General features: G+C 48.7%; 1 protein-coding gene. It reads right to left on the minus strand.

Annotated elements, in window-relative coordinates:
* Window positions 1–238: flavodoxin family protein (locus tag LI126_RS15120; protein ID WP_227165734.1), on the minus strand; the 238-nt coding region annotated here is incomplete at both ends.

A 238-nucleotide genomic window follows, 5' to 3' on the forward strand; every position in this document is an offset into this window, starting at 1 on the left:
CTTTAGCGGGTCAAAATCATTATGCGGCGCGCTGGCAACCAAAATGGCCTGTTTGTCATCATGCAGCTGCTCATCACGCTCGCCCATATGATCAATGACGGCCTTCATCTGTGAGGACATGCCATAATAAAACATTGGCGTGGCAAAAACGATCAGATCAGCGGCTACCATTTGATCAAGCAGTCGTTCAGTTGCGGCATCACCCGGCAATAAGTGATTGTCGGCATCCATTTTAACG

Origin of the sequence: Mediterraneibacter sp. 210702-DFI.5.30 (genome assembly GCF_020560115.1) — a bacterium.
Lineage (GTDB): Bacteria > Bacillota > Clostridia > Lachnospirales > Lachnospiraceae > Mediterraneibacter > Mediterraneibacter faecis.